Annotated in this window: 16 protein-coding genes and 2 pseudogenes; 9 read left to right on the top strand and 9 right to left on the bottom strand. The window is 60.3% G+C overall.

Annotation, left to right across the window (positions count from 1 at the left end):
• Window positions 1-18: 18 nt before the first annotated feature.
• Window positions 19-624, top strand: coding sequence for a ribosome hibernation-promoting factor, HPF/YfiA family (gene hpf, locus ACFQDI_RS15790; protein ID WP_377168456.1), 606 nt, complete (start codon window positions 19-21; stop codon window positions 622-624).
• A 46-nt stretch (window positions 625-670) separates the two neighbouring features.
• Here hpf and ACFQDI_RS15785 read toward each other — a convergent pair whose 3' ends face one another.
• The 4 genes from ACFQDI_RS15785 to ACFQDI_RS15770 all read right to left on the bottom strand — a co-directional run bounded on the left by ACFQDI_RS15785 (window position 671) and on the right by ACFQDI_RS15770 (window position 4,300).
• On the bottom strand, window positions 671-2,479 hold the full coding sequence (locus tag ACFQDI_RS15785; protein ID WP_377168454.1) for a lysophospholipid acyltransferase family protein: 1,809 nt from the start codon (window positions 2,477-2,479) through the stop codon (window positions 671-673).
• 105 nt (window positions 2,480-2,584) lie between these two features.
• Window positions 2,585-3,337, bottom strand: a complete 753-nt coding sequence (pyrF, locus tag ACFQDI_RS15780; protein WP_377168452.1) for an orotidine-5'-phosphate decarboxylase — start codon at window positions 3,335-3,337, stop codon at window positions 2,585-2,587.
• A complete protein-coding gene (locus ACFQDI_RS15775; protein ID WP_377168450.1) occupies window positions 3,334-3,714 on the bottom strand; it encodes a hypothetical protein in 381 nt (126 codons plus the stop codon). The genes pyrF and ACFQDI_RS15775 overlap by 4 nt, the downstream gene beginning before the upstream one ends.
• Window positions 3,704-4,300 carry a hypothetical protein gene (locus tag ACFQDI_RS15770; RefSeq protein ID WP_377168448.1) on the bottom strand — a complete coding sequence of 199 codons (597 nt, stop codon included), beginning with the start codon at window positions 4,298-4,300 and terminating at the stop codon, window positions 3,704-3,706. Before ACFQDI_RS15770 ends, ACFQDI_RS15775 begins: the two co-directional genes overlap by 11 nt.
• A gap of 87 nt (window positions 4,301-4,387) precedes the next feature.
• On the opposite strand from ACFQDI_RS15770, the gene purE reads away from it, so the two are divergent.
• Both purE and ACFQDI_RS15760 read left to right on the top strand, forming a co-directional pair.
• Window positions 4,388-4,909 carry a 5-(carboxyamino)imidazole ribonucleotide mutase gene (gene purE, locus ACFQDI_RS15765; protein WP_377168446.1) on the top strand — a complete coding sequence of 174 codons (522 nt, stop codon included), beginning with the start codon at window positions 4,388-4,390 and terminating at the stop codon, window positions 4,907-4,909.
• Complete coding sequence (locus ACFQDI_RS15760) at window positions 4,906-6,048, top strand: 5-(carboxyamino)imidazole ribonucleotide synthase (RefSeq protein WP_377168444.1); 1,143 nt, start codon at window positions 4,906-4,908, stop codon at window positions 6,046-6,048. The genes purE and ACFQDI_RS15760 overlap by 4 nt, the downstream gene beginning before the upstream one ends.
• 92 nt (window positions 6,049-6,140) lie before the next feature.
• Here ACFQDI_RS15760 and ACFQDI_RS15755 read toward each other — a convergent pair whose 3' ends face one another.
• Complete coding sequence (locus ACFQDI_RS15755; RefSeq protein WP_377168442.1) at window positions 6,141-7,319, bottom strand: Gfo/Idh/MocA family protein; 1,179 nt, start codon at window positions 7,317-7,319, stop codon at window positions 6,141-6,143.
• A 109-nt stretch (window positions 7,320-7,428) separates the two neighbouring features.
• Here ACFQDI_RS15755 and ACFQDI_RS15750 point away from each other — a divergent pair, with 109 nt between their 5' ends.
• Complete coding sequence (locus ACFQDI_RS15750) at window positions 7,429-10,032, top strand: serine/threonine-protein kinase (protein ID WP_377168440.1); 2,604 nt, start codon at window positions 7,429-7,431, stop codon at window positions 10,030-10,032.
• Window positions 10,033-10,445: 413 nt separating this feature from the next.
• On the opposite strand, the pseudogene ACFQDI_RS15745 reads toward ACFQDI_RS15750, so the two are convergent.
• Window positions 10,446-10,757 (bottom strand): annotated as a pseudogene (locus tag ACFQDI_RS15745) (HNH endonuclease); the annotation flags it as partial.
• Between the two features lie 265 nt (window positions 10,758-11,022).
• Window positions 11,023-11,247 carry a hypothetical protein gene (locus ACFQDI_RS15740; RefSeq protein WP_377168438.1) on the bottom strand — a complete coding sequence of 75 codons (225 nt, stop codon included), beginning with the start codon at window positions 11,245-11,247 and terminating at the stop codon, window positions 11,023-11,025.
• Between the two features lie 1,189 nt (window positions 11,248-12,436).
• Here ACFQDI_RS15740 and ACFQDI_RS15735 point away from each other — a divergent pair.
• Window positions 12,437-13,336, top strand: coding sequence for a DNA-methyltransferase (locus tag ACFQDI_RS15735; protein ID WP_377168436.1), 900 nt, complete (start codon window positions 12,437-12,439; stop codon window positions 13,334-13,336).
• A 13-nt stretch (window positions 13,337-13,349) separates the two neighbouring features.
• Entirely contained in the window at window positions 13,350-15,068 is a 1,719-nt protein-coding gene (locus ACFQDI_RS15730) for a ParB N-terminal domain-containing protein (protein ID WP_377168434.1), read from the top strand.
• A 109-nt stretch (window positions 15,069-15,177) separates the two neighbouring features.
• Here the strand turns inward: ACFQDI_RS15730 and ACFQDI_RS15725 are convergent, their stop codons facing one another.
• Window positions 15,178-16,749 carry a glycerol-3-phosphate dehydrogenase/oxidase gene (locus ACFQDI_RS15725; RefSeq protein ID WP_377168432.1) on the bottom strand — a complete coding sequence of 524 codons (1,572 nt, stop codon included), beginning with the start codon at window positions 16,747-16,749 and terminating at the stop codon, window positions 15,178-15,180.
• Between the two features lie 1,067 nt (window positions 16,750-17,816).
• On the opposite strand from ACFQDI_RS15725, the pseudogene ACFQDI_RS15720 reads away from it, so the two are divergent.
• Window positions 17,817-18,200 (top strand): annotated as a pseudogene (locus tag ACFQDI_RS15720) (FKBP-type peptidyl-prolyl cis-trans isomerase); the annotation flags it as partial.
• A 298-nt stretch (window positions 18,201-18,498) separates the two neighbouring features.
• Here ACFQDI_RS15720 and ACFQDI_RS15715 read toward each other — a convergent pair.
• Window positions 18,499-20,280 carry a metal-sulfur cluster assembly factor gene (locus ACFQDI_RS15715; protein ID WP_377168430.1) on the bottom strand — a complete coding sequence of 594 codons (1,782 nt, stop codon included), beginning with the start codon at window positions 20,278-20,280 and terminating at the stop codon, window positions 18,499-18,501.
• A gap of 178 nt (window positions 20,281-20,458) precedes the next feature.
• On the opposite strand from ACFQDI_RS15715, the gene ACFQDI_RS15710 reads away from it, so the two are divergent.
• Window positions 20,459-21,853 (top strand): sulfatase family protein, encoded by a 1,395-nt coding sequence (locus tag ACFQDI_RS15710; protein WP_377168428.1) that lies wholly within the window; start codon window positions 20,459-20,461, stop codon window positions 21,851-21,853.
• 133 nt (window positions 21,854-21,986) lie between these two features.
• A complete protein-coding gene (locus tag ACFQDI_RS15705) occupies window positions 21,987-23,102 on the top strand; it encodes a fatty acid desaturase (RefSeq protein WP_377168426.1) in 1,116 nt (371 codons plus the stop codon).
• The last annotated feature ends 55 nt before the right edge of the window (window positions 23,103-23,157 follow it).

Genomic DNA, 23,157 nt, shown 5'->3' with positions numbered 1-23,157 from the left:
CCAAAAAGGAGAACCACCATGCAAAAACACAACGTCAACCTCCCCATCATCGTCACCGCACGTCATATGGACGTCACCGATGCGATCCGTGATTACGCCCACAAAAAGATCGAAGGTCTCCACCTTGACTACCCCCGTATCATCGAGGCCAAGGTCGTCCTCGATGTCCAGAATCACCACCGTCACATCGCTGAAATCATCCTCTTCTGCGCCGACCACATCGTCATCGAAGTGAAGTCCGTCACCGAGGACATCTACGCCTCCATCGACGAAAGCGCCTCCAAGATCGCCCGGCGCATGCGCAAGTACAAGACCCGCCTGCTCAAAAACCACCGCCCGCGCAAGGAGGTCTCCATCCGCCACATCGAGGAGCAGGTCTTCCATCAGGAAGTGCTCCACACCGAGGACGAGCACATTGAGCCCGCCTACGTGCACAAGGAAAAATACAAGATCCGCCCCCTCTATGCAGACGAGGCCATCATGGACCTCGAAATCAGCGACCGCCCCTTCGTCCTCTTCCACAACCAGCAGACCCACCGTCTCGCTCTCCTCTTCCGTCGCAAGGATGGCGACTACGGTCTCATCGAGCCCGAAATGGAGGCTTCCAACGGCACCGCCAAGTAAGGCGCGTCTCACACCTCATTCATCACTCAACCGGAGCGGCCTGGATTCAGGCCGCTTCTTTTTTGATCTTCGCCAGGTACGCACGGCAGTTTTCCTCGCCCATGTACTTGGCCAGCAGCTTCTCGTCGATGTCGGTGAAGTCCACCATGATCAGCCCGTCCACCACCGAGGAGAAATCCTTGTCCACATTGAAGCTCAGCAGCGTCGCATTCAGCTTCAGGTAGTGCTTCAGCAGGATCGGGATCCCCTTGCCGTCCGTCTCCAGGCTGGAGATCAGCGCAGAGCAGTCGTCCACGTTCTGCAGATCCGCGCTGATGAACTCCCGCATCATCCTCCGGTTCCTCATGTAGCGGAAAGGGTTCCGCGCCTTCACAAAGCTCGAAAGGTGCGGGTGCATCCGGTTGTCCTGCAGAAACTCCACGATCATTTTCCGCGACAGGCTGCTGTAGTCCTTGCTGATGCTCACCGGGCCAAACAGCTTCTTGTAGTGCGGGTTCCGCGCCACCCAGTGCGCGATGCCCTTCCACAGCAGCGGCAGGGAGGCCAGGTTCCGCTGGTAGGCCTTGATGATGAAGCTCCGCCCCATCTCCACCGCATGCTCCAGATTCGCCAGGAACGGCTTCTCAAACCGGAACAGCGTGCTCGTGTACAGTCCCTTCGAGCCATACTCGCGCAGAATCACGTCCGCACGGCCCAGACGGTACGCGCCCGCCACCTGTTCCTTCTCCTCATCCCACAGGATCAGGTGCTCGTAGTACCGGTCGTATTTGTCCAGGTCGATGTCGTTGCCCGTGCCTTCACCCACCTCGCGGAAGGTCACTTCGCGCAGCCGCCCGATCTCCGGCAGCAGCACCGGGATCTCGTGTGAATGCGCCTGATAGACGGACAGATTGCCCTGCCCCACCAGACGCCCCCCTCGCGCACGGATCCGGTCGATCTCCTCCACCATGTGCTCCTGCTGCGTTTCAGACGGCGGCGTGATGCTCACGTTCTGCCCCTCCACCGTCAGCTTGGCGGTCTGCTCCTTGCCACGCTGGTGCAGCACAAAGGTGTGGATGCGCAGGTACCGCGTCAGGGACTCATCATCCTCAAATTTCTTCAGGCGCGAATACGGGATCGGCTGCCCCACGCGCATCGGCACCGGCGTGTTCGCCCGGTTGCAAAACTCGCGCAGCAGCAGCGTCGTGCGCAGCCGCGGGTGGATCATCCCCGCAGCGTGAAACAGCGCGCTGTTCGAGCCCGGGAAATACACCGGCAGCACCGTCGCCTGCGTCCGCCGCACCAGAGACCCCACATGGTTGCTCCAGGCCGGTTCATCGATGCCGCGTCCAGGTTTGTAGGAGGCCACCTCACCAGCCGGGAAAATGACCAGCGCACCCCCGCCGCGCAGCAGCCGGATCGCCTCCTTCATCGGTGCCAGGTTGCGTTTCGCAGCACCCTCTCCCCCAAACGGGTCCACCGGAATCACGTGATCTGACAGCTCTTTCATCGCCAGCAGCAGCGAGTTCGTCATCACCTTCAGGTCAGGCCGGAACTGCCCCGCCCAGCGCGCCAGCATCACCGGGTCAATCACGCCAAACGGGTGATTCGCCACGATGATCAGCGGCCCCTGCTTCGGAAAGGCAAAATCCGTCGGCAGGTCCACCTCCTCCTGCAGCTGCAGCGCATGCGACACCGAGTCAAACCACGCAAACACATTCGGGTGCTGCGGGTGCATCTTGAAAAGCCGCGCAGACTCCTGGTAGCAAGCCTCAAAGCCACGCAGCCCCAGCGCCGTTTCCAAGGCGGGACCGATCAGTCGGTAGATCCGGCGCTGAAGGGGCGTTTTGAGGTGCTCGTTAAGGTCAAAAACCATGAAGACGGTTGTATATGAGGCGGGTGTGCCTCACCCATCCTCCTGAATACGCTTCAAGCAAGCGCCATCAGCGTATCGTTTTTGTCATTATCACAATTGAAAGGCTCAGCTCAGCGCCCCTTGAATCTGCTTCATCCAGTATTCCGCCCGTGCGGCGAAGCTCAGTTCATCCTTTTGATAAAGAACCCCTCGGGAAACATTCACCAGCAGCGGAGCCTTCCGCCCGCTCCCTTTCAGCGCCGCCAGGTCTCCCCCCTGCGCTCCCAGGCCCGGGATCAGCAGCGGTACATCCGGGATGTGGTCCAGCACATTCGGTGCCGCATTCGTCAGCCCCACCACCAGCCCCGCCTGCGGGTGCCCTGCCGTCATCGCGGCCACCAGCTCGTACACCTGGCGGTCGCCAGTGGGCTGCAGCTCGATGTCCTTCGCCCCGGGGTTTGAGGTCACCCCCAGCAGGTACAGTCCCTTGTCCGCGTATTTCAGGAAAGGCTCCAGCGTGTCCCGGCCCATGTAGGCGTTCAGCGTCACCGCATCCACGTTCATCGCCTCAAAACAGGCCTTCGCATAATAGCCCTGCGTCTCGCCGATGTCTCCACGCTTCACATCCAGCACCACCGGGATCTCCTTCGGGATCTCCTGCAAAATCTCCTCCAGCATCTTCATCCCCCGCCAGCCCAGCGCCTCAAAGTACGCCGAGTTCGGCTTGAACGCCGCCGCATACGGCGCCGTCTGCTCGATCACGTCCAGAATCCACCGCTTCGTGCTCTCCTCCGCATTCTCCGCCCTCACATCCAGCCCCACGCACAGGTTCGATCCAGTTTTGGCAATGCGCTGATTCAGTTTGTCGAGGAAGGTCATGGCATCCTGCTTGCCACAGCCTGTGCCCTCCGGCAAGGCCCTTGGTAAACGATCATCCCGGCCAATGGCGGTGGCCTGACGAGCTCCCGCTTCAGAAGTTTTAACCACAGCACTCCTGCAACCATCAGCAGAGCCCCGAAGAGGATGTAAACTGAGCGCAGGTTCGAATAGCTCATGCCCCCGGTGTAATGGTCCACCACGCTCGCAGACGCCGCACCAGTGGCAAACAGCAGGACACAATAGAACCACGCTTTTCGCGCCCTGGCTGGTGAGTGATCTTCATCCGTCTGCGGCACGGAAAAGCCACCTATGAAGGCAAAACCTCCCAGTAAAGCCGCCAGCAGCACCAGCCGTCTCCATTCAAAGTTAAATTCCATCGGATGTTCTGGCTTTGAAACGAACCTTGCCCTTGTGCTGGCTGAAGTCGATCTTCTTCATGCGGTTCAGCAGAAAAACCTCCCGCTCCTGCCCCGGGTAATCCGCCAGTCCCTGCCACTTGCCCGCCGCATGTAGCACCGCCAGCAGATGGGCGAGCTTCGGCTCCAGTCCGGCATCATCTGGGATGCGGCTCCGCAGGCGATGAATGCTCTTCAGCAGCAAAAGCGGTCCGCCCAGAAACAACTGGCTCAAAACATAGGCAGGCCCGGTGACCTGGCCTGCATAGTGATCCACAATATGCGCGCCCGCCGTATCTGCAGCACTCCCCAGATCATGGTAAAAGACAGACTCGGAGTAGCTTTGGAATCCCTCGTCTTTTTTCCAGGTCCGCCACCCGCTGAAGGAGATGCCTCCCAGCGCCGCAAAGGCAAGCCAGGGAGCGGACCCGGTCGAAAAACCGAATGCATGCAGGGCCATCGCCGCGCCATATCTGAAAAACAGCCAGGCAAGCACATAGCAGACCAGAGCGCCCGCGATACCTAGCACCCCCCACACCACCTGCCTGCGGTTGAATTCTGCAATCATGGGCGGCATTTATGGACGGGCCGCAAATCTCAGCCAGAAAAAATTTGTGCCCGGCCCCCCGCCCCGCCATTTTGACCACCTTTCCCGATGAGCATCAAAGCCTCCGACCAGCCCCTCGTGGGCATCATCATGGGGTCCAGTTCCGACTGGCCCACCCTCAAAAACGCCGCCGAGGTGCTGCAGGAATTTGGCGTGCCCTTTGAAAAGAAAGTCGTCAGCGCCCACCGCACCCCCCAGCTCCTCTACGACTACGCCACCACCGCCTCCGAGCGCGGGCTCAAGTGCATCATCGCCGGCGCCGGCGGCGCCGCCCATCTCCCCGGCATGACCGCCAGCATGACCCTCATCCCCGTCCTCGGCGTCCCCGTCCAGAGCCGTGCCCTCAGCGGGGTGGACAGCCTCTACTCCATCGTCCAGATGCCCGGCGGCATTCCCGTCGCCACCTTCGCCATCGGCAGCGCCGGCGCCATCAATGCCGGCCTCTTTGCCGTCTCCATGCTCGCAGCAGACAGCCCCGGCCTCACCGCCAAGCTGGAGGCCTTCCGCAAGCGCCAGACCAAGAAGGTGCTCGAAAGCCAGAAGGAACTCGAAGTCGAACCCCAGGCATGAAGTTCCCGCCCCCCTCGACCATCGGCGTCCTCGGCGGCGGCCAGCTCGGCCGCATGCTCGCCCTGGAGGCCCGCCGCGCCGGACACCGCGTCGCCATCTTTACCGACGAGCCCCACGGCTGCCCCGCAGGGCAGTATGCCGACGTCGAGATCAACGCCCCCTACTCCGACACCGACGCCCTGAATAACTTCCTGCAGCAGGTCGATGTCGTCACCGCCGAGTTCGAAAACATCCCCGCCTCCTGCCTCGCCGCTGTTGAGGCCGTGAAGCCTCTCCGCCCCGGTGCCAAGGCCCTCATCACCACCCAGCACCGCGAGCGCGAAAAAAACTTTCTTCGCGATCAGGGCATCGCCTGCGCCCCCTTCCGCGTCATCGACGACCTCGCTGGACTTGAGGCCGCCGTCGCCGAGCTCGGCCGCCCCTGCGTCATCAAGACCGCCGCCTTCGGCTACGACGGCAAAGGCCAGTGCAAAGTCACCGCCGAAACCGACCTCGCCCAGGCCTGGAGCGGCTTCACCGGCCAGCGCGCCGTCGTCGAGCAGTGGGTCTCCTTCGTCTGCGAAGTCTCCGTCGTCGGTGCCCGCAGCATCTCAGGCCAGATGGCCACTCACGGCTGCGTCGAGAACCAGCACACCCACCACATCCTCGACGTCACCATCTCTCCCGCCCGCGTCGATCCCAAAATTACTGAGCAGGCTCTCGATCTCTGGAAAGCCGTCGCCGAAGGCCTCGACTACGTCGGCACCATGGCCGTCGAAATGTTCGTCACCACCGACGGCAAAGTCATCGTTAACGAGATCGCCCCACGGCCGCACAACAGCGGCCACTACACCATTGATGCCTGCCGCACCAATCAGTTCCAGCAGCAGCAGCGCGCCGTCTGCGGCCTCCCGCTGGGAGACGCCTCCCAGCACACACCGGCGGTGATGGTCAATCTCCTCGGCGACGTCTGGCCTGCCCCCCTCGTCCACCCCGACTGGTCCCCCGTCCTCAATCACCTCCTCGCCAAGCTCCACCTCTACGGCAAACGCGAAGCCCGCCCCCGCCGCAAAATGGGCCACTTCACCGTATTAGGAGATACCATCGCAAAAGCACTCGAAGACGCGTTGGCGATTCGCAAAGCTCTCGGCATCGGCTAGAACGCGACAGCATTTTGGAGTGCGGTTGCGCAGCGAGGAACGAGCGCAGCTACCGCTTTCGAGCCGGTGAAGCGTGCGCAAACACAGCCCCTCTACACCTTCACCCACGCACCTTTCTCGGTGCTCTCCAGCATCGCCTCGCAGAGCTTGATCTCATGGTGGCCGTCCTCGGCCGTCGCAAACAGCACTGGTGTCTGTTTTCCGCTCGCGATGTGCTCATACACGGCACGGTAGTGCATCTTGTGCGCGTCGCTGAAACCTTCCGCATGTCCGGGCGGATAGTCGGTGTAGTTGGAGACGTCTTCGAGGAAGCCGGGGGTGCCACGGTGCATGATCTGGTTCGGCTCATCGCGCCGTCCCACCAGGATCTCGTTCGGCTGCTGCAGGTCCCAGCGCACGCTGCCCTTGGTGCCGTAGATGCCGAAGCTCAGGCTGCATTTCCAACCTGCCGCCACTTGGGAGATGCTGGCATTCGCATGCACCCCATCTGCAAAGCCGTGCTTCGCCTTGCCAAATTTCAGCAGCACGCTGCCGAAGTCTTCCGTATCCACCTTGTAGTCCACCATCTTCTTGGGGTCCACTTTGGAAAAGGTCTTCACCTCACCCTTCGGGCGCTTGCGTGTTTTGTAGAAGGTTTCCACGTGGGCAAAGACGCTCTGAGCCTTCGCGCCGAGCACAAAGCTCACGGCGTCGATCCAATGGGTGCCGACATCTCCCACGGCGCGCAGTTTGCCGCCTTCGCTTGCAAGGATGCGCCAGTTGTAGTCCGTTTCATGCAGCAGCCAGTCCTGGAAGAAGTGGCCTTGGACGTGGATGATTTTGCCGAGGTCGCCGCGAGCGACCATGGCGCGCATCTGGAGGATGGCGGGAAAGAATCGGCACACGTAGTTCACTGCAAAAACCGGGCCCTTCTTGCCGCCCTTGCGCACGGCATCGACGACGAGCTGGGTGTCCTTCGCGGTCATGCCCAGCGGTTTTTCGCAGATCACGTGCTTGCCCATCTCCAGGGCCTGCAGGCACTGCTCCACATGCACCTTGTTGGGGGAGGTGATGTGCACCACGTCGATGTTCGGGCTGGCATACATGGCCTCATGGTCGTAGTCGCCGTAGATTTCCGGGATGCCCCACAGATTGCCCACCTGGCGCGCGCTTTTGGTGGAGCCGCAGATGCCGTTCACGGTCACGCCGAGTCGCTTAAGTGCCTCAATATGAACGGGGCCGATGAAGCCGGTGCCGATGATGCCGGCGCGGAGGTGGTGAAGGGGAGTCATGCCGGTCAGTGAAGCGCGAGGAGGGGCTTGGTCAATGCGGCAAAGCACTCGCTGCATGAATTGATGGATCATTCCCCGTTCTTAAGGATATTCAGTTCTGCCTTCGTCCATGTCTGACGCCTCCCATGCCTTCTCTGATGAAGCCGCCGCCGCTATGCTGGGGGGCGGCCTCGAGCCCCTGGAGGCGGGCGATGAAAAGCCCGGCTCCCAGCTCGGCCCCTACCGGCTGGTGGAAAAGCTGGGCGAAGGGGGCTTTGGCATCGTCTGGCGGGCGGAGCAGTCCCAGCCGGTGAAGCGGGAGGTGGCGCTGAAGCTCCTGAAGCGTGGCATGGACTCCCGCCAGGTGCTCGCGCGGTTCGAGCAGGAGCGCCGGATGCTCGCGGCGATGGAACATCCGTGCATCACGACGATTCTGGATGCAGGCATGTCCCCGGACGGGCGGCCGTTTTTTGTGATGGAGCTGCTGCGCGGCAGGCCCATCACCGCGTTTTGCGAAGAGCACCACCTGCCGCTGAAGGAGCGCATCCGCCTCTTTCGGGAGGTCTGCAGCGGTGTGCAGCACGCGCACCAGAAGGGCGTCATCCACCGGGATCTGAAGCCTTCGAACATCCTTGTTTTGGAAGTGGATGGCAGGCCGGTGCCCAAGATCATCGATTTTGGCATCGCCAAGGTCCTCGCCTCCGGAGATGTCCAGGGCATGACCTTCGCCACGCAGGCGAATTTCATTCTCGGCACCCCGCAGTACATGTCCCCGGAGCAGATCGAGGACGTGGGCAGCGTGGACACGCGGAGCGACATCTACGCGCTGGGCACGGTGCTGTACGAGATGCTCGCCGGCCACCCGCCCTTTGCGGAGGTGACCCAGCAGGGCCAGACCCGGCAGGAGTTCTGGCGCCTTGTTCGTGACAAAAATCCGCCACGTCCTTCCACCAGTTTCACCACCCGGATCCTTCCTGCGCCTGAGCCCGGCGCTGAGAGGCGCATGGATGTGTCCCAGCTCCCGGCGGACCTCGACTGGATCGCCCTGCGTGCGCTGGAAAAGGAGCCGCAGCGCCGGTACCAGAGCGCGGCGGAGTTTGCCGCTGATCTTCAATGCTTTCTGGAGGGTGCGCCGGTCTCCGCGCATCCGCCCAGCCGGCGCTACATCGCCTCGCGCTGGATCAGGCGCCACCGGGTGGCCTTTGCGGCGGCTTGCGTCAGCGTGCTTGCCTTGGTCACAGGGGCGGGCGTGGCCATCTGGCAGGCGAAGCTGGCGCGCGAGGCGCAGGGGCGGGCGGAGTCCGAGGCGCTGCGCAGCCGGGAGTCCGCCACCTTCCTCACGGACCTGCTCAAGGAAGTGGCTGAAGAGGTGCGCAACGGGCGGAACCCGGAGGCATTGCGGCTGGCGCTCATCACCAGCCAGCAGCGCATCGAGGACATGCGGCAGGACCCGGACCTGCAGATCGAGCTCATGAACCAGGTGGCCCGCCTGTTTGATCTGATGAGCGACCGCAAGCTGTCGCTGGTGGCACTGCGACGCACGGCGGAGCTTTCTGCCGCAAGGCTGGGGCCGGAAAATCCCGCCGCGCGCGAGGCCGCCTTCCAGCACATCATCATGGCCGTGGATCACGGCTCACGGATCGAGGCGGTGGACCTGCTGAAGGCTCTGCGCAGCCACATCGAGCAGCATGAGGGGCGGGGCAGCGCGGTCTGGTTCCGGGCGCAGGGGATGCTGGTGCGTGCGTGGATCAAGCTGCGCCGGGGGCAGGATGCCGCCCAGGCCAGTGCGGAGGCGGTGGCTGTGGCGCGGCAGAAGGCGCTCAGTGGCACGGAACTGCACAAGATTCTCATGTCGCATGCCGAGGCGCTGGAGGCCGCGCGGGAGTATGATGCGGCGGAGAAGCAGATCCAGGAGTGCATCGCCCTGGCCACACGGCGGGGAGATCTCCCGGACCACCAGTGGGAGTTCGACACACGGATGGTGGAGCTCATGATCCATCGTGGCAACCTGGCGCGTGCTGCGGAACTGCAGGGCAAACGGGTGCAGGGCCTGAAGAAGACGGAGCCGGACAGCGCCGACCTGCCGCATCAGATGGTCTGGCTGGCGGAGATCGAAAACCGCGCCGGGCGGCACCGGGAGGCCATCGCCCAGGCGGAGGAGGCCCTGACGCTCATCCAGGCGCGGACTGCGGCCATCTCCCAGGAGGACGCGCGGGCGGACACCCTGCGGGAGCATCTGCAGGCGGCGTTTGAGATTCAAAGTGCAGCGTATCGCAGCCTGAAGCAGTTCGATGCAGCGCTGGCCGCTGCGAGGGAGGGGCTGCGGGTGGCGCAGCAGGGGGGCACGGAGACGCTCATGACGCGGGCGCTGGCGGCGCTGGCCGGGGCGGAGGAGGCGGCGGGGCACCTGGAGGAGTCCTGGCAGCTTCACCACCAGATCTACGAGAACCACGCGGAGCACAACGCGAGCTACAAGAACCGTTTGGACGATCTGCGGGAGATGACGCGTATCCGACTGAAACAGAAGCGTTTCCAGGAGGCCCTGGCGCATGCGCGGGATGCCTGGCGGCAGACGCTGGCGGAGCCGTCGTCCAGGCTGGAGCCGGATTACCTGGAGTACATGGCGGAGTTCGCCCTGAAGACCTGGAAGACTGTGAAAGCGGCGGACCCGACGGCGGTGGCCCCGGAGGAGGTGGGGGCCTGGGCGAAAGCGATGAAGGGTGCCCAGGGGTGAGGGAGGTCAAGAATCGTCATGGTGACGGGTGTGGACAAAGGGGCGTTTGGGTGTGTCGGATCTGGCAATGTTGCAGGTTGGTTGCGGGATCGAGGACTCTGTTCTTGGTTCTTGGTTCTTGGTTCTTGGTTTTTGACGGCGTTGTGGAGCCGCGCAATCGCGTTTTGATGGACTGATGCTCGATGCCATTCGCCCGGATGGGTGGGGATGGTCCGGCGGGTTCAAGGAGGCGCTGAGGCTGATGGAAGTGATGTTGTTTTCACCACAGGGTCCAAGCCGAGGGCACAGAGATCTGATCTGGACCAAGCGGGGGGCCGGAGTTTTTGGGCCACTGAGGGGACACTGGCTGGCACTGATCCGTGGGACGAACGATTTTGCCGCAGAGGGGGCGGAGGTTGAAACTGGGAGGGGAGCTAGACGGGCGGCGGGAAGAGATCGAAGTGGGCTTCGGCGGCGCGGACGCGGAGGCGGCGGGGATGATTCAGGTCGAGGGCGCTGATGGTGGCGCGGCCGGTGGGGGGGAGGCCGAGGATGCGGGTGTCCTGCCAGGTGAAGTGATCTGACCAGGGGTGCTGGCGCGGATGGTAAAGGGGTGCCGAAAGTCCCGTATCGGGATCGGTGGCATGAGAACGGTCTGATTTGTGGAGATTGCAGCCGGGACAGGCGAGGGCGAGGTTTTCGGCTGTGGTTTCGCCGCCGCAGGTGCGCGGGACGACGTGCTCGAAATGAAACGTGGTGCCCTAACAGCCTGTTGAAAAACTCCATCTGGAGTCTTTAAGGCGGCGGAGCATGACTGGCTGCGTTGAGCGGCTTGCCGTTATCTCCTTCGATAGCGACTGCGCCACTCGCCTTGCCATCCATGCTCCGGCGCTCTGAAATCCTCACAGCCGAGTTTTTCAACAGGCTGCTAAAGTGACTGGCTCATCCGGCAGTACTCGCAGCGACCACCGGCGCGTGTCTTGACGAGTTCAGCCAGTGAAGCGGGGAGGCTCATGCGGGCCGACGACCGAGGAGTTGGAGGGCCTCGGCGCGGAGCAGGGAGATTTCCTCGCTCCACGCGGCGAGGGCGGCGAGCTCCTGCTTTTGGGCGGGCTGGAGGAGTCCGTCGTTGTTGCGGTCCATGAGTTCCTGCAGATGCCGGTCCGTCTCTGGCGGCAGGCGCAAATCACCGATGGAGCGGATCCATGTCTCGGGTGCGGGAATGGTGGCAGGCATGGGGGAAAATCGAAGATGGGCTTGGTTTGTCAATGGGCATCGAGGCAGGAGCTGGACTGGCCGAAAAAGAGGAAAGAGGGGAAAAAGAGGAGTTACTGATTCCGGATTTTTTTGCGCCGCAGAGATTTTTCTGAGCCGGATCTGGGTGGCCGCAAAGAGGCGCAAGAAGGGCGCAAAAAAGAGGCCGGAATTTCAGCTCAGAAACAGAGATGACGGCCTACGGAACATACTGAATACACAGAGCCGAACGAAGTGAACCGGAGCGCAGTCAACCCGGATGGGCGGGACGTGACAGCGGGGCGAAGGGGGCGCTGGGACGTTCGTTTTTGCCGCAGAGGGGCAGAGGGGGAGTTGACGGTGGTTTAACGTTTTTGACGGTGGTTGACGGTGGTTTGTCGGAATGCTGAGGCCAGGGAGCTGAATCTTGGAGGCTTTGGTCGTGGGGGCGTGAGGGAGATGCGAGGGGTTGCGGGGAGAAGGGTTTTTAACCGCTGATAGGACGCTGATGAGACGCTGATAAAGGCACCAGATTTGATTTCACCCCCGAGGCCGAGCCGAGGGGCCGGAGAGAGGGCTGAAGGAGACGGTGAATTTGGGGAGGTGATCCTGGGGACGTGAGCTGTGCTTGTTTGCGGCTCTCTGTTCTCGGTTCGCAGTTCTCTGTTTTAGGACTGGGCCATCGGGGGCGATGGGGTGTTCGGTTTTGCCGCAGAGGGGCAAAGAGGCAGAGGGAGCGGAGGGTGAGAAAGGGGGAGAGTTTGGCTTCGCCTGTCTCGCAAAGCTCGGCTCAAGTTGCCGGAGAAGCAGCGGAGGATGAGGCGGGGGCGGGGACGCTGAAGGGGCGGCCGTGGGGAAGATCCTGGCCTGGCTTTTGCGCGGCTGGATCGGGTCCGTTGGGTGATTCTCGTGATCTGCCGATCAACACTCTGCGTTGATCAGGCTAGGTAATGCTTGGCATCATTTTGTCGAAGAGTCGTGGCACATTCAAGGAGAGGGAAATCACAGCCGAGGGCTATTCTACAATAGTTATTTCCTCCTTGCCCCTCTGATTAAAACTCGCTTGATTGAGTGAGTTCTTTGCCGGACAGCCAAATGGAAATAACAAAATTTCTCAAAACGAAATACAGTTCCGTCCTTGTGCGTTAATTGGTTGCAATACTCCACTTTCTTCGCAGGCTCCCACTTGCATATGCTAATTTCTAAGAAATATGCCCATGATCAACAATGCGTTCTCTACCCCGGAGATTGCTTCAAACTGATCAGGAGCATTCCTGATGAATCGATTGATCTGACCATCTCATCACCGCCCTACTGCATGGGCAAAGAATATGAGACCTCAACCAATTACGAAGACTTCATCAGTTTACATGAAAAGCTGATTCCAGAGCTTTTTAGAATCACCAAACCGGGTGGCAGCATTTGCTGGCAGGTTGGGTTCCATGTTGCCTCTAGTGTGGTGACACCGTTGGATTATCTGGTTTATTCTACATTTGGAAAGTGTGAGGGGCTTTATCTGCGCAATAGGATCATTTGGACATTCGGACATGGCCTTCACTGTCAAAAGAGGTTTAGTGGCCGCCATGAAACGGTGCTGTGGTTTACGAAAGGGAAGGATTTTGATTTTAATTTAGACGAAGTCCGAGTACCTCAAAAATACCCAGGAAAGCGTTCCTACAAAGGCAGTAACAAAGGACGGCCGAGCGGCAATCCAAAAGGAAAAAATCCGGGTGACGTATGGGAAATACCTGCCGTTAATGCCCGCCACTCGGAGAAAACTGACCACCCATGTCAGTTTCCGCATGCAATTGTTCAAAGACTAATTCTTTCTTTAACCAAACCTGGGAACCTTGTTTTCGATCCTTTTTTTGGGTCTGGAACCACGGCTGCTGCTGCAATTGTCGAAGACAGACGTTTTGTGGGTTCCGAACTAAATAAGTCTTACTACGCAATCGCGAAGCAACGTTGCGAAAAAGCTATGTCTGGAACCCTCGTATTCAGACAACACGATAAACCAATCGATGAGCCCAACCCGGCAACTAAAGTTGCACAGGTGCCCGCTTCATTCAGGGAGGTAAACAAGAAACTTTGAATGAGAGATATATATGGCCGACGACAAACAACAAGGGCGAAAAAGGCGCAAGCGGAAGAAAAGAAAATCCACTCCCCAAGAGCTGGAACAACGGGCGCTCAGAAAAGACGTGCGAGCTGTTTTTAGTGATGCCGGTTTTAAAAAGGTGCTCTCAGTGAGTGATAAGGAGTTTAAATTCAAAGATCGAAAGGGAGACTTTGATGACATTTTTGTGTATAAGAATGTAATTGTTCTCGCAGAGTACACTTGCAGCTCAGAGTCGAATGTATCGGATCATTTATTGAAGAAAAAGGTACTGTTTGATTTAATCAATTCTGATCAGCAGGCGTTTCTTGAAATGCTTGAAACTACTTTTCCTACATTTGCTGATGCTCGTGATACAATCTATTCCGATCAAGATTGCAGGATTAAAATTTTATATTGCTCACGACATAACCTGTTGAATGAGCATAAAATTCATCTGCCTGAAGTGGTTTTTTTCGACTATCCTATTCTTCGCTACTTCAAGATTGTTACCGCTGCAGTTAAAAGATCTTCGATCTATGAATTTCTACATTTCATTGGTTTGTCTTGTAAAGATATTGGATTCAACGCAAGCTCAAAGAAAGATGCAACTGGGTTTGTCCTCCCGGAGTCCTACAGTAGTTTTCCGAAAGGTTATAAGGTAGTAACATTTTACATTGATGCTGGCTCTCTATTGGAGCGGGCTTATGTCTTACGAAGCGATGGGTGGAGTGATGCTTTTGGAACTTACCAACGAATGATCGTGCCCGCGAAAATTGCTAGTATGAGAAAGTATTTGAATTCAGAAAGACGGGTTTTTGTCAATAACGTCATTGCAACGCTACCATCCGGCACAAAGATTCTTGATGATAAAGGTGATACGGTTCAACCAACGGCCCTCACTCAGATACAGAGCGCAACGATTCAAATTCCGAGAGGATTTAACACTGTAGGATTAGTCGATGGTCAGCACCGAGTATTTTCATACCATGAGGGTGGCGAATATGAAGAGGTGATTGCCCAATTGAGGCAGAAGCAAAATCTCCTTGTTACAGGAATTATTTATCCGATTAAAGCGACAGAGCTTGACCGAATGAAATTTGAAGCCCGGCTTTTTTTGGAAATTAATTCGACTCAATCCAATGCAAAGTCGGACCTAAAGCAGGCAATTGGGCTGGTACTAAAGCCATTTTCTTCGGAATCGATTGCAAAGGCTGTTATTCACAAAATGAATTGCCGCTCACCTCTTGAAGGCTGCTTCGAAGAATATTTCTTTGAGAAAGATAAAGTAAAAACAATGTCTATTGTCAGCTACGGCCTTAAACCTCTCGTCAAACTTAGCGGCAATGACAGCTTTTATTCTATATGGGATGATCCGCAAAAGAGTAACCTATTAAAAGAAGACGACCGTCCTCTTTTAGAGAAGTATATTGACTACTGTTCGAGTCAGATTTGCATTTTCATGAGTGCAGTTAAAGCATCAATATCGCCATCACACTGGACAACGGATAAAAAGTGTAAAGAGAAGATATTGACGACAAGTGTTATCAACGGGCTGGTTATTTGTCTAAGGCTTCTGATCCAGAATAACATGATTTCTGACTTTGCTGGGTACAAGCGAAGCCTTGCTAAGCTTTCTAGCTTTAACTTTTCCCAATATAAGTCTAGCCAATATGCTGCAATGGCTCGGGATTTATATTCAAACTTCTTTGAGACAAAAGACGGATAGAAAATATATCTGTCCAACTTTTGCATAAGCTTTCTTCTTCGAGCTTCGTAGGACAGGTCGCGCTTCGAACTGTGCGGTGGCAGGACGACCAGTTCAACTTAAACGCGGCTCACCCTTCGAGGATGTAGCCGCAGGCGAGTTTTTGGAAGCGGTCGACTTCGTGGGAGGTTTTTTCGGGGGTCCAGGAGAGTTGGGGGGCCATGAGGGCGGCGACGTGGGGGGCGGCGGACATGCTTGCTTGAGCATCGAGGAGGAGGGAGCGGCTGCGGCGGGCGAGGACGTCGCCGACGGTGCGGGCCATCTCGTGGCGGGCGTGGAAGATGACTTCGGCGCCGATGAGGTCGAGGCGGGGGTGGACTTTGGCGGCCCAGGCGGGGTTTTCTGAGGCGAGGGCGCGGATCTCGGCGGCGTCGCTGCCGTAAACGGCGAGGGGATCGTGGGGAGGGAGGACGGTGGCGGAGCCGTGGATCATGAGGGTGTGGGTGGTGCAGTGGCGGAGGCCGATGCCGCCGACCATTTCGGCGTGGTCGATGACGTCCTCCGCCATGCGGCGGTAGGTGGTCCATTTGCCGCCGGTGATGGTGATGAGGCCGGAGTCTGCGACGAGGATGGTGTGATCGCGGGAGAGGGCGGCGGTGGAGTGGGCGTCGGCATTTTTCATGGCGACGAGGGGGCGGAGGCCGGCGTAGATGCTGAGGACGTCTGAGGGGAGGGGATCGCGGGTGAGGTAGCGCGCGGCGTGGGTCATGAGGAACTCGATTTCATCTGGGAGGGCATGGGGCTCGAGGGTGGCGTGCTGGACGGGGGTGTCGGTGGTGCCGATGATGACGCGGCCGTGCCAGGGGACGGCGAAGAGGACGCGGCCGTCGTCGGTCTTGGGGATCATGATGGCGGAGTCGCCGGGGAGGAACTCGCGGGGGAGGACGAGGTGGACGCCCTGGCTGGGGGCGACGATGGTGTCTGCCTTTTGGTCGTCCATGCGGCGGATGTCATCGACGAAGACGCCGGTGGCGTTGATGACGGTGCGGGCGCGGATTTCGTGCTGGAGGCCGGTTTCGACGCATTCGGCCTGGAGGCCGATGACGTGGCCGTTTTTCTCTTTGAGGAGGCCGACGCAGCGGGTGTGATTGAGGACGATGGCGCCGTGGGTGACGGCGGTGCGTGCGAGGTGGATGGCGAGGCGGGCGTCGTCGAACTGGCCGTCGTGATAGACGACGCCGCCGGTGAGGCCTTCGGTTTCGAGGGTGGGGAGGTGCTCGATGATTTCGTCGCGGGAGAGGTAGCGTGAGGGCTCGAGGCCGAGCTGGCCTGCGAGGGTGTCGTAAACCTTCATGCCGATGCCGTAGAAGGGGCCCTCCCACCAGTGGTAGCTGGGGATGACGAAGGGGAGGCTGTGGACGAGGTGGGGGGCGTTGCGGACGAGGAGGCCGCGCTCGCGGAGGGCCTCGAGGACGAGGGAGACGTTTCCCTGCTTGAGGTAGCGGACGCCGCCGTGGACGAGCTTGGTGGAGCGGGAGGAGGTGCCTTTGGCGAAGTCTGACTGCTCGATGAGGACGACGGAGTGGCCGCGTGAGGCGGCATCGACGGCGGCGCCGAGGCCGGTGGCGCCGCCTCCGATGATGGCGATGTCGAAGGGGCCGGTGTGGGCGGAGAGCTGGGAGAGGAGGCGCTCGCGGTTCATGGGATTTGGGGGGAGTTTAGGGGGAGCGCGGGGGAAAGGGAAGGGCGGAGTGAGGGAGGGGGCGAGGGGGGGAGATGGGGGGATTGGCCGCAAGGAGGCGCAAAGGGGCGCAAAAAAGGGGGAGGGGGAAGACGGAGGGGGGCGGATGGATTGGCCGCAAGAAGGCGCAAAGAGGCGCAAAAAGGGGAGGGGGAAGACGGAGGGGAATGACGAATGAGTAAATCCGAATGACGAAATAATGACGAATGTCGACGCTCGAAGGGCTGAGTTCGGTGTGGCTGGCGATGCGTGGGAAAGGGACTTGGTGCCGCAGAGGGGCGGGAATGGATGGGCGGCAAGAAGGCGCAAAGAGGGGAGGGGGAAGACGGAGGGGGGCGGTTGTTTGCGGTGGTTTGCGGTTGTTTGCGGTGGTTGAGCCGGAGAAGGGGAGACAGTCGGACAATGAGACCATCAGATGGGGAGAGGGATTGGCCGCAAGGAGGCGCAAAGAGGCGCAAAAAAAGGGGGAGGGGGAATGACGGAGGGGGGCGGATGGATTGGCCGCAAGAAGGCGCAAAGAAGGGGAGGGGGAAGACGGAGGGGGGAATGACGAATGAGTAAATCCGAATGACGAAATAATGTCGAATGTGGGGCGCTGGGGGCGGAAGGTTTGGCCGCAAAGGGGCGCTAAAAGGGAGGGAAAAACGGGATGGTTGAGGAGAAGAGGGGGACGTGGGTGTGGCGGGCAGGGAGTGTGCGGAAGGGTGGGTGTGGCGGGGTGCTGCGGAATGAATTCCGCGCTCCTGGGGAGCATTCGGGGGTCGACAAGTGGTGGCGGGGTGCTGCGGAATGAATTCCGCGCTCCTGGGGAGCATTCGGGGGTCGACAAGTGGTGGCGGGGTGCTGCGGAATGAATTCCGCGCTCCTGGGGAGCATTCGGGGGTCGACAAGTGGCAGCGGGGTGCTGCGGAATGAATTCCGCGCGTTCCTGGGGAGCATTCGGGGGTCGACAAGTGGTGGCGGGGTGCTAGGGGTGGGACCCCCCAAGTTAACCAACCTCTTATTTACTGAATTCCATGTCCGACATCGCTCTCGCCAAAGGTGAAAAATTTCTCGAAGACAATGCCAAGAAGGAGGGCGTGGTGGTGACGGCCAGCGGGCTGCAGTACCAGGTGATCACGCCGGGAACGGGGAAGAGCCCGAAGGCGACGGACGTGGTGGAGGTGCACTACGAGGGGACGCTGATCGACGGGAAGGTGTTTGACAGCAGCTACCGCCGGAAGGAGTCGATCGAGTTTCCGCTGAACCGTGTGATCGCGGGCTGGACGGAGGGTGTGCAGCTGATGCAGGAGGGGGCGAAGTACCGCTTCTTCATCCCGTCGAAGCTGGCGTATGGCCCGCGTGGTGCGGGACGTGACATCGGGCCGAATGAGGCGCTGATTTTCGATGTGGAGCTGATCAAGGTGAAGTGAGGCGCTTGGCGCGGTTCTTTGTTCCTTGTTCTTGGTTCTTTGTTTTTTGTTTTTTGTTTTTTGTTGCTGGGCGGTGCTGCGGTGCCGCCCAGTTTTTTTGTGGCGGTGTGGGGGGAGAGCCTTTTCATTTTGATGTGGCTAGGCGGAAGACTCTTTTTGAGTGGGATGGGCAGGGTTCGTTGGTCGGGGGGGGATGGGGGTGCGCTGGTCGACAGACATGAGTGTCTGTCGTACTTCAATCCATGTGTGCAGGCTGGGCTGTGGGTGACATGGAGGAGTGCGATGGTTTTGACATGCTCTAGGTGTCGAGGCCGAGCTTGCGGCGGCCTTCGTCGGTGAGGCGGTTGGAGGACCAGGCGGGGTCCCAGACTTGCTGGACGACGACGTGTTTGACGCCGGGGACTTGGAGCAATTGGGGCTCGACGGGGTGGGTGTTGCCGCCGGATCCGAAGGTGAAGAAGCCGAGGCGGGGGCGGCCGCGATGGGGCATGGACATGAGGAGGTGGACGGTGTCGCCACGGACGCGGATGTCGTGGACGAGGCCGAGGTCGACGACGCTGATGCCGGCGGTGTAGAGCTGCTCGTCTTTGCACTCGCGGAGGGCGTCCCAGAGGGCCTGCTTGGGGATGGGGCTGTCGCCGGCTTCGCCGGGGCGGGCGAGGCGTGTGGTCTGCTTTGGCGGGGTGATGCCGTGGGGGATTTCGCCGGGGGAGAGGTGGAGGGGATGGGCGAGGCAGTGGCGGAGGGCTTCGATCTGAGCGGGGCCTTCGGCGGCGGTGAAGGGGATGGCGACGTAGGCGTTCTTTTGGTGGAGGATGGCTCCGGCGGGGACGACTTTCTGGGGCAGGGGGTAGCGGCTCCAGACGTGGCCGTGCCAGCGGTAGAACATCTGCGGTGAGCCGGAATGCCGGGGCTCGGGCATGCCCTGGGCGGTGTGCTCGAGGTAGAGGGCGACGAAGGAGTCTTTGCTGTCTTTGTTGGCGAAGCCGACGGCCCAGATGTTGTCGCGCTGCCTGGGGTCGACGGGGCCGCTTTGCAGTTTGCCATCGGGGCCCATCCAGAGCATTTCGGTGAAGGACTGGCCGGAGAAGACCCACTCGTCATCGCGGAGTGCTGCGGCTTCGAATTCCTTGATGACGTGCATGCGGCCGAGCTTGTGGAACCAGGGGATGCCGGCGTAGAAGCGGTACTCGACTTCGATGTGGAGGCGGCTGGGGGAGAAGACGGGATGGACGGGGGAGTAGGGGAAGCCCCAGCGGCGGACGATGGTGCAGAGGGGGCCGCGGATGACCTCGTAGTCGGGGCAGCGCTCCCAGAGGGTGATGCGCATCTTTTGGAAGTGGCCTGCGGTGGCGTAGTCGTGGGCCCAGTCGATGCCGGGGGGCTCGCCGTGGCCTTCGCCGCCGGCGAAGAGCTCGAGGCCGTGCTCGCGCTTGAGGGTGATGCGCTCGAGCTGGCCCATCTGGTGGGAGAGGGAGGCCTTGTAGGTGTCGTTTTCGATGTCGAGAGCGTAGCCTTCGCCGCGAGTTTGGAGGTCGGTGAGGTAGGCGGGGAGCTCGGCGTCGGGATTGCCGTAGAAGAGGAGGTAGGTCTGGCGGAGGTGGGCGGCGCCCTGCGCCATGAAGAGGACGTGGGCGAGGCGCTCGGGGCCGCGGCGGACTTCGCTGTGCGTCTGGCTGGGGATCTCGAGAAGGGTGTGGTCGGGCTGGATGCGTGCGACGCGGACTTCGCGGGTGAGGGAGACGGCCTGATCTGCGGCGCAGCTGAGGAGGACCTCGACGGGCTCGGGGGCGCGGTCGAGGCCGATGGTTTCGTCGAGGGTGAGGACTTTGCAGAACTGCCAGCCGGAGGCCCAGGTGCGCCAGGGGGGAGGCAGGGAGGAGACGGGGACAAACTGTGCGGTGGGGACGAAGGGGGTGCCGGGGTGTGCGCCTTCCTCCTGGGCCTGGAGGGTGGTGGTGCGGAGGGAGTCTGTGAGCGAGCGGACGAGGCGGAAGTCTTTGTTTTTCCAGGCTTCTTCGAGCAGGCGCAGCTTGGTCTCGAAGCTGTCGGTTTTTTCCCAGTAGGTGTTTTCGCTCATGTGATGGGGTGGGCGGGGGTGGTGAGGAAAATAGGGGGAGCGGGGCGCTGATCTTTCCGGCTTTGGAGGCTTTGGATGAAATGCGTGGGGGGGCGTGGGTGGGGGCTGAAGGGCTGTGCGACACACTTTCGGCAGACTGCCGGAGGCAAGGAGCTGCGATTGGCTGCGTTTAGCAGCCATGATGTTCCGCTTTCTTCTGTGTTTCCTGCTGGGTGGTGTCTGTTTTGCCGCGCAGCCCAACATCGTCCTGATTGTGAGTGATGATCAGGGCTACCCGGATCTGGGGTGCATCGGCAGCAAGCCGCTGGTGACGCCGAATCTGGACAGGCTGGCGGCGGAGGGGGTGCGGGGGACGAGCTTTTATGTGACGTGGCCGGCGTGCACGCCGTCGCGGGGGAGCATTCTGACGGGGCGGTATCCGCAGCGGAACGGGCTCTACGACATGGTGCGGAATGATCTGGTGAACTACGGGCACCGGTATGATGCGGAGGAGTATGCGGTGTCTCCGGAGATGACGCTGGGGCTGGATGTGCGGGAGGTGACGGTGGGGGAGATGCTGCGGAAGGCGGGGTATGCGACGGGGTGCGTGGGGAAGTGGGACATGGGGCAGGCGAGGCGCTTTCTGCCGCTGCAGCGGGGGTTTGATTTCTTCTACGGGCACGGGAACAACGGGATCGACTACTACACGCATGAGCGGTACGGGGTGGCGTCGCTGTTCCGGGGGAATGTGAGGACGGAGGAGGACAGGGGGACGTATGTGACGGAGGTGTTCCGGCGGGAGGCGCTGTATTTTTTAAATGAGCATGCGGGGAGGAAGCCGTTCTTTTTGTACCTGGCCTTCAACGCGCCGCATGGGGCGTCGAGCTTTGGGGAGGGGACGAAGGAGGGGGAAAAGAAGCTGAGCGAGGGGGTGCAGGCGCCGGAGAAGTACGTGGCGATGTACCGGGGGAAGGTGAAGAGCGAGAAGCTGGCGCGCTACTGCGGGGCGGTGACGTGCATGGACGAGGCGATCGGCGCGGTGATGGAGGCGGTGGAGAAGGCGGGGCAGCGGGAGAACACGCTGTTTGTGTTTTTGTCTGACAACGGGGGGAGCGGGAATGGCGGGAACGAGCCGCTGCGGGGGCACAAGAGCACGATGTGGGAGGGCGGGCTGCGGGTGCCTTTCATCGTGCGCTGGCCGGGCGGGAAGGTGCCGGCGGGGAAGGTGACGGATGAGTTCATGACTTCGCTGGAGCTGGTGCCGACGCTGCTGGCGGCGGCGGGTGCGCAGGGTCCGGAGGGGGTGAAGCTGGATGGATTCAACTTGCTGCCGGTGCTGCGGGGTGAGGTGAAATCGCCGAGGCGGGAGATGTTTTGGCAGAGGCGCGGAGACAAGGCGGCGCGGGTGGAGAACTGGAAGTGGGTGGCGTCTGAGAACGGCGGGGGGCTCTATGATTTGAGCACGGACAGCGGGGAGAAGAAGGACCTTTCGGGGGAGAAACCGGAGGTGGTGAAGATGGTGCGGGAGAGATTTGCGGCGTGGCGGGCAGAGATGGAGGCGAGCGAGGCGAGGGGGCCCTTTCGGGACTACTGATGGCCAAATGTCTGTGAATGAGTCATTTATAATGAGAAACGATCTCAACAGGGCAATTGATGAGAAGAATTTCACAAATTGAGTATGGGACTATTGCAAAAAACGTGCTAATGAGAGGGCTCCATCCAAACACATGACCAGCGCCAGCGCCCCTGAGATGACTTCTCCCAAGCCCCAGGCGACGATTTCCGAATGGAAAAAGATCGTCGCACCTTTCCAGGTCCCTTCTGTCCCACGTGCCATCTGGCAGATCCTCAACACTTTCATTCCGTATGTGCTCCTGTGGTGGGCGATGTATTGGAGCCTTTCGGTATCGTACTGGCTGACGCTGGCGATCGCGGCGGTGGTGGGTCTGCTGGTGGTGCGTATTTTCATCTTTTTCCATGACTGCGGGCATGGGTCGTTTTTCAAGTCGAAGAGGGCGAACAGCGTACTGGGCTTCATCTGCGGGATGCTGACATTCACGCCGTATTCGCACTGGAGCTGGCAGCACTCGGTGCACCACCAGACGTCGGGTGACCTGAGCCGCCGAGGGGACGGGGACATCTGGACGATGACGGTGAAGGAGTACCAGGCGGCGAGCCCGAAGTGGCGCTGGTTTTACCGGCTGATCCGGAACCCGTTCACGCTGTTTGTGGTGGGGCCGCTGGCGCTGTTTTTGATCCATCAGCGCTTCCCTTCGCCGCGTGCGAAGGGGAAGGACCGCAAGTCGGTGATGGTGATGAACGTGGCGCTGGTGCTCATGATTGTGGCGATGAGCTGGCTGTTTGGCTTCAAGAACTACGTGATGATGCAGCTGCCGGTGACGATGTTTGCGGGGATCGCGGGGATCTGGATGTTTTATGTGCAGCACCAGTACGAGGACGTGTACTGGGAGCACAAGGATGAGTGGGACTACACGACGGCGGCGCTGCAGGGGAGCTCTTTCTACAAGCTGCCGAAGATCTTCCAGTGGTTCACGGGGAACATCGGCTTTCACCATGTGCACCACCTGAGCTCACGGATCCCGAACTACTACCTGGAGAAGTGCCATAACTCGCACCCGATGTTTTACTCGATCAAGCCGCTGACGTTTTGGGAGAGCCTGAAGTGCATCAACCTGCGGATCTACGACGAGAGCGACAAGAAGCTGATCTCGTGGAAGGAATACCGCCAGCGCTATGGCGCGGAGGCGCCTGTGGCAAAGACGGAGGAAGTGGATCCGGCGGATCTGCCTGCGCCGAGCGAGATCGGTTCCGGGATGTCGTAAGAGGGCGTCGATTTAACAGCGTAGAATTTGAAGCCCGCGGGGAATACCTGCGGGC

The sequence above is a fragment of the Prosthecobacter fluviatilis genome, from assembly GCF_042655725.1.
GTDB lineage: Bacteria > Verrucomicrobiota > Verrucomicrobiia > Verrucomicrobiales > Verrucomicrobiaceae > Prosthecobacter > Prosthecobacter fluviatilis.
Note: the sequence above shows the minus strand (reverse complement) of the source record. Positions and strands in the feature narration are given on the sequence as shown.

Excerpts from the sequence above, each read along its gene's own strand:
- hpf (WP_377168456.1), top strand. The coding sequence starts at position 19 with ATGCAAAAACACAACGTCAACCTCCCCATCATCGTCACCGCACGTCAT.
- ACFQDI_RS15785 (WP_377168454.1), bottom strand. The coding sequence starts at position 2,479 with ATGGTTTTTGACCTTAACGAGCACCTCAAAACGCCCCTTCAGCGCCGG.
- pyrF (WP_377168452.1), bottom strand. The coding sequence starts at position 3,337 with ATGACCTTCCTCGACAAACTGAATCAGCGCATTGCCAAAACTGGATCG.
- ACFQDI_RS15775 (WP_377168450.1), bottom strand. The coding sequence starts at position 3,714 with ATGGAATTTAACTTTGAATGGAGACGGCTGGTGCTGCTGGCGGCTTTA.
- ACFQDI_RS15770 (WP_377168448.1), bottom strand. The coding sequence starts at position 4,300 with ATGATTGCAGAATTCAACCGCAGGCAGGTGGTGTGGGGGGTGCTAGGT.
- purE (WP_377168446.1), top strand. The coding sequence starts at position 4,388 with ATGAGCATCAAAGCCTCCGACCAGCCCCTCGTGGGCATCATCATGGGG.
- ACFQDI_RS15760 (WP_377168444.1), top strand. The coding sequence starts at position 4,906 with ATGAAGTTCCCGCCCCCCTCGACCATCGGCGTCCTCGGCGGCGGCCAG.
- ACFQDI_RS15755 (WP_377168442.1), bottom strand. The coding sequence starts at position 7,319 with ATGACTCCCCTTCACCACCTCCGCGCCGGCATCATCGGCACCGGCTTC.
- ACFQDI_RS15750 (WP_377168440.1), top strand. The coding sequence starts at position 7,429 with ATGTCTGACGCCTCCCATGCCTTCTCTGATGAAGCCGCCGCCGCTATG.
- ACFQDI_RS15740 (WP_377168438.1), bottom strand. The coding sequence starts at position 11,247 with ATGCCTGCCACCATTCCCGCACCCGAGACATGGATCCGCTCCATCGGT.
- ACFQDI_RS15735 (WP_377168436.1), top strand. The coding sequence starts at position 12,437 with ATGCTAATTTCTAAGAAATATGCCCATGATCAACAATGCGTTCTCTAC.
- ACFQDI_RS15730 (WP_377168434.1), top strand. The coding sequence starts at position 13,350 with ATGGCCGACGACAAACAACAAGGGCGAAAAAGGCGCAAGCGGAAGAAA.
- ACFQDI_RS15725 (WP_377168432.1), bottom strand. The coding sequence starts at position 16,749 with ATGAACCGCGAGCGCCTCCTCTCCCAGCTCTCCGCCCACACCGGCCCC.
- ACFQDI_RS15715 (WP_377168430.1), bottom strand. The coding sequence starts at position 20,280 with ATGAGCGAAAACACCTACTGGGAAAAAACCGACAGCTTCGAGACCAAG.
- ACFQDI_RS15710 (WP_377168428.1), top strand. The coding sequence starts at position 20,459 with ATGATGTTCCGCTTTCTTCTGTGTTTCCTGCTGGGTGGTGTCTGTTTT.
- ACFQDI_RS15705 (WP_377168426.1), top strand. The coding sequence starts at position 21,987 with ATGACCAGCGCCAGCGCCCCTGAGATGACTTCTCCCAAGCCCCAGGCG.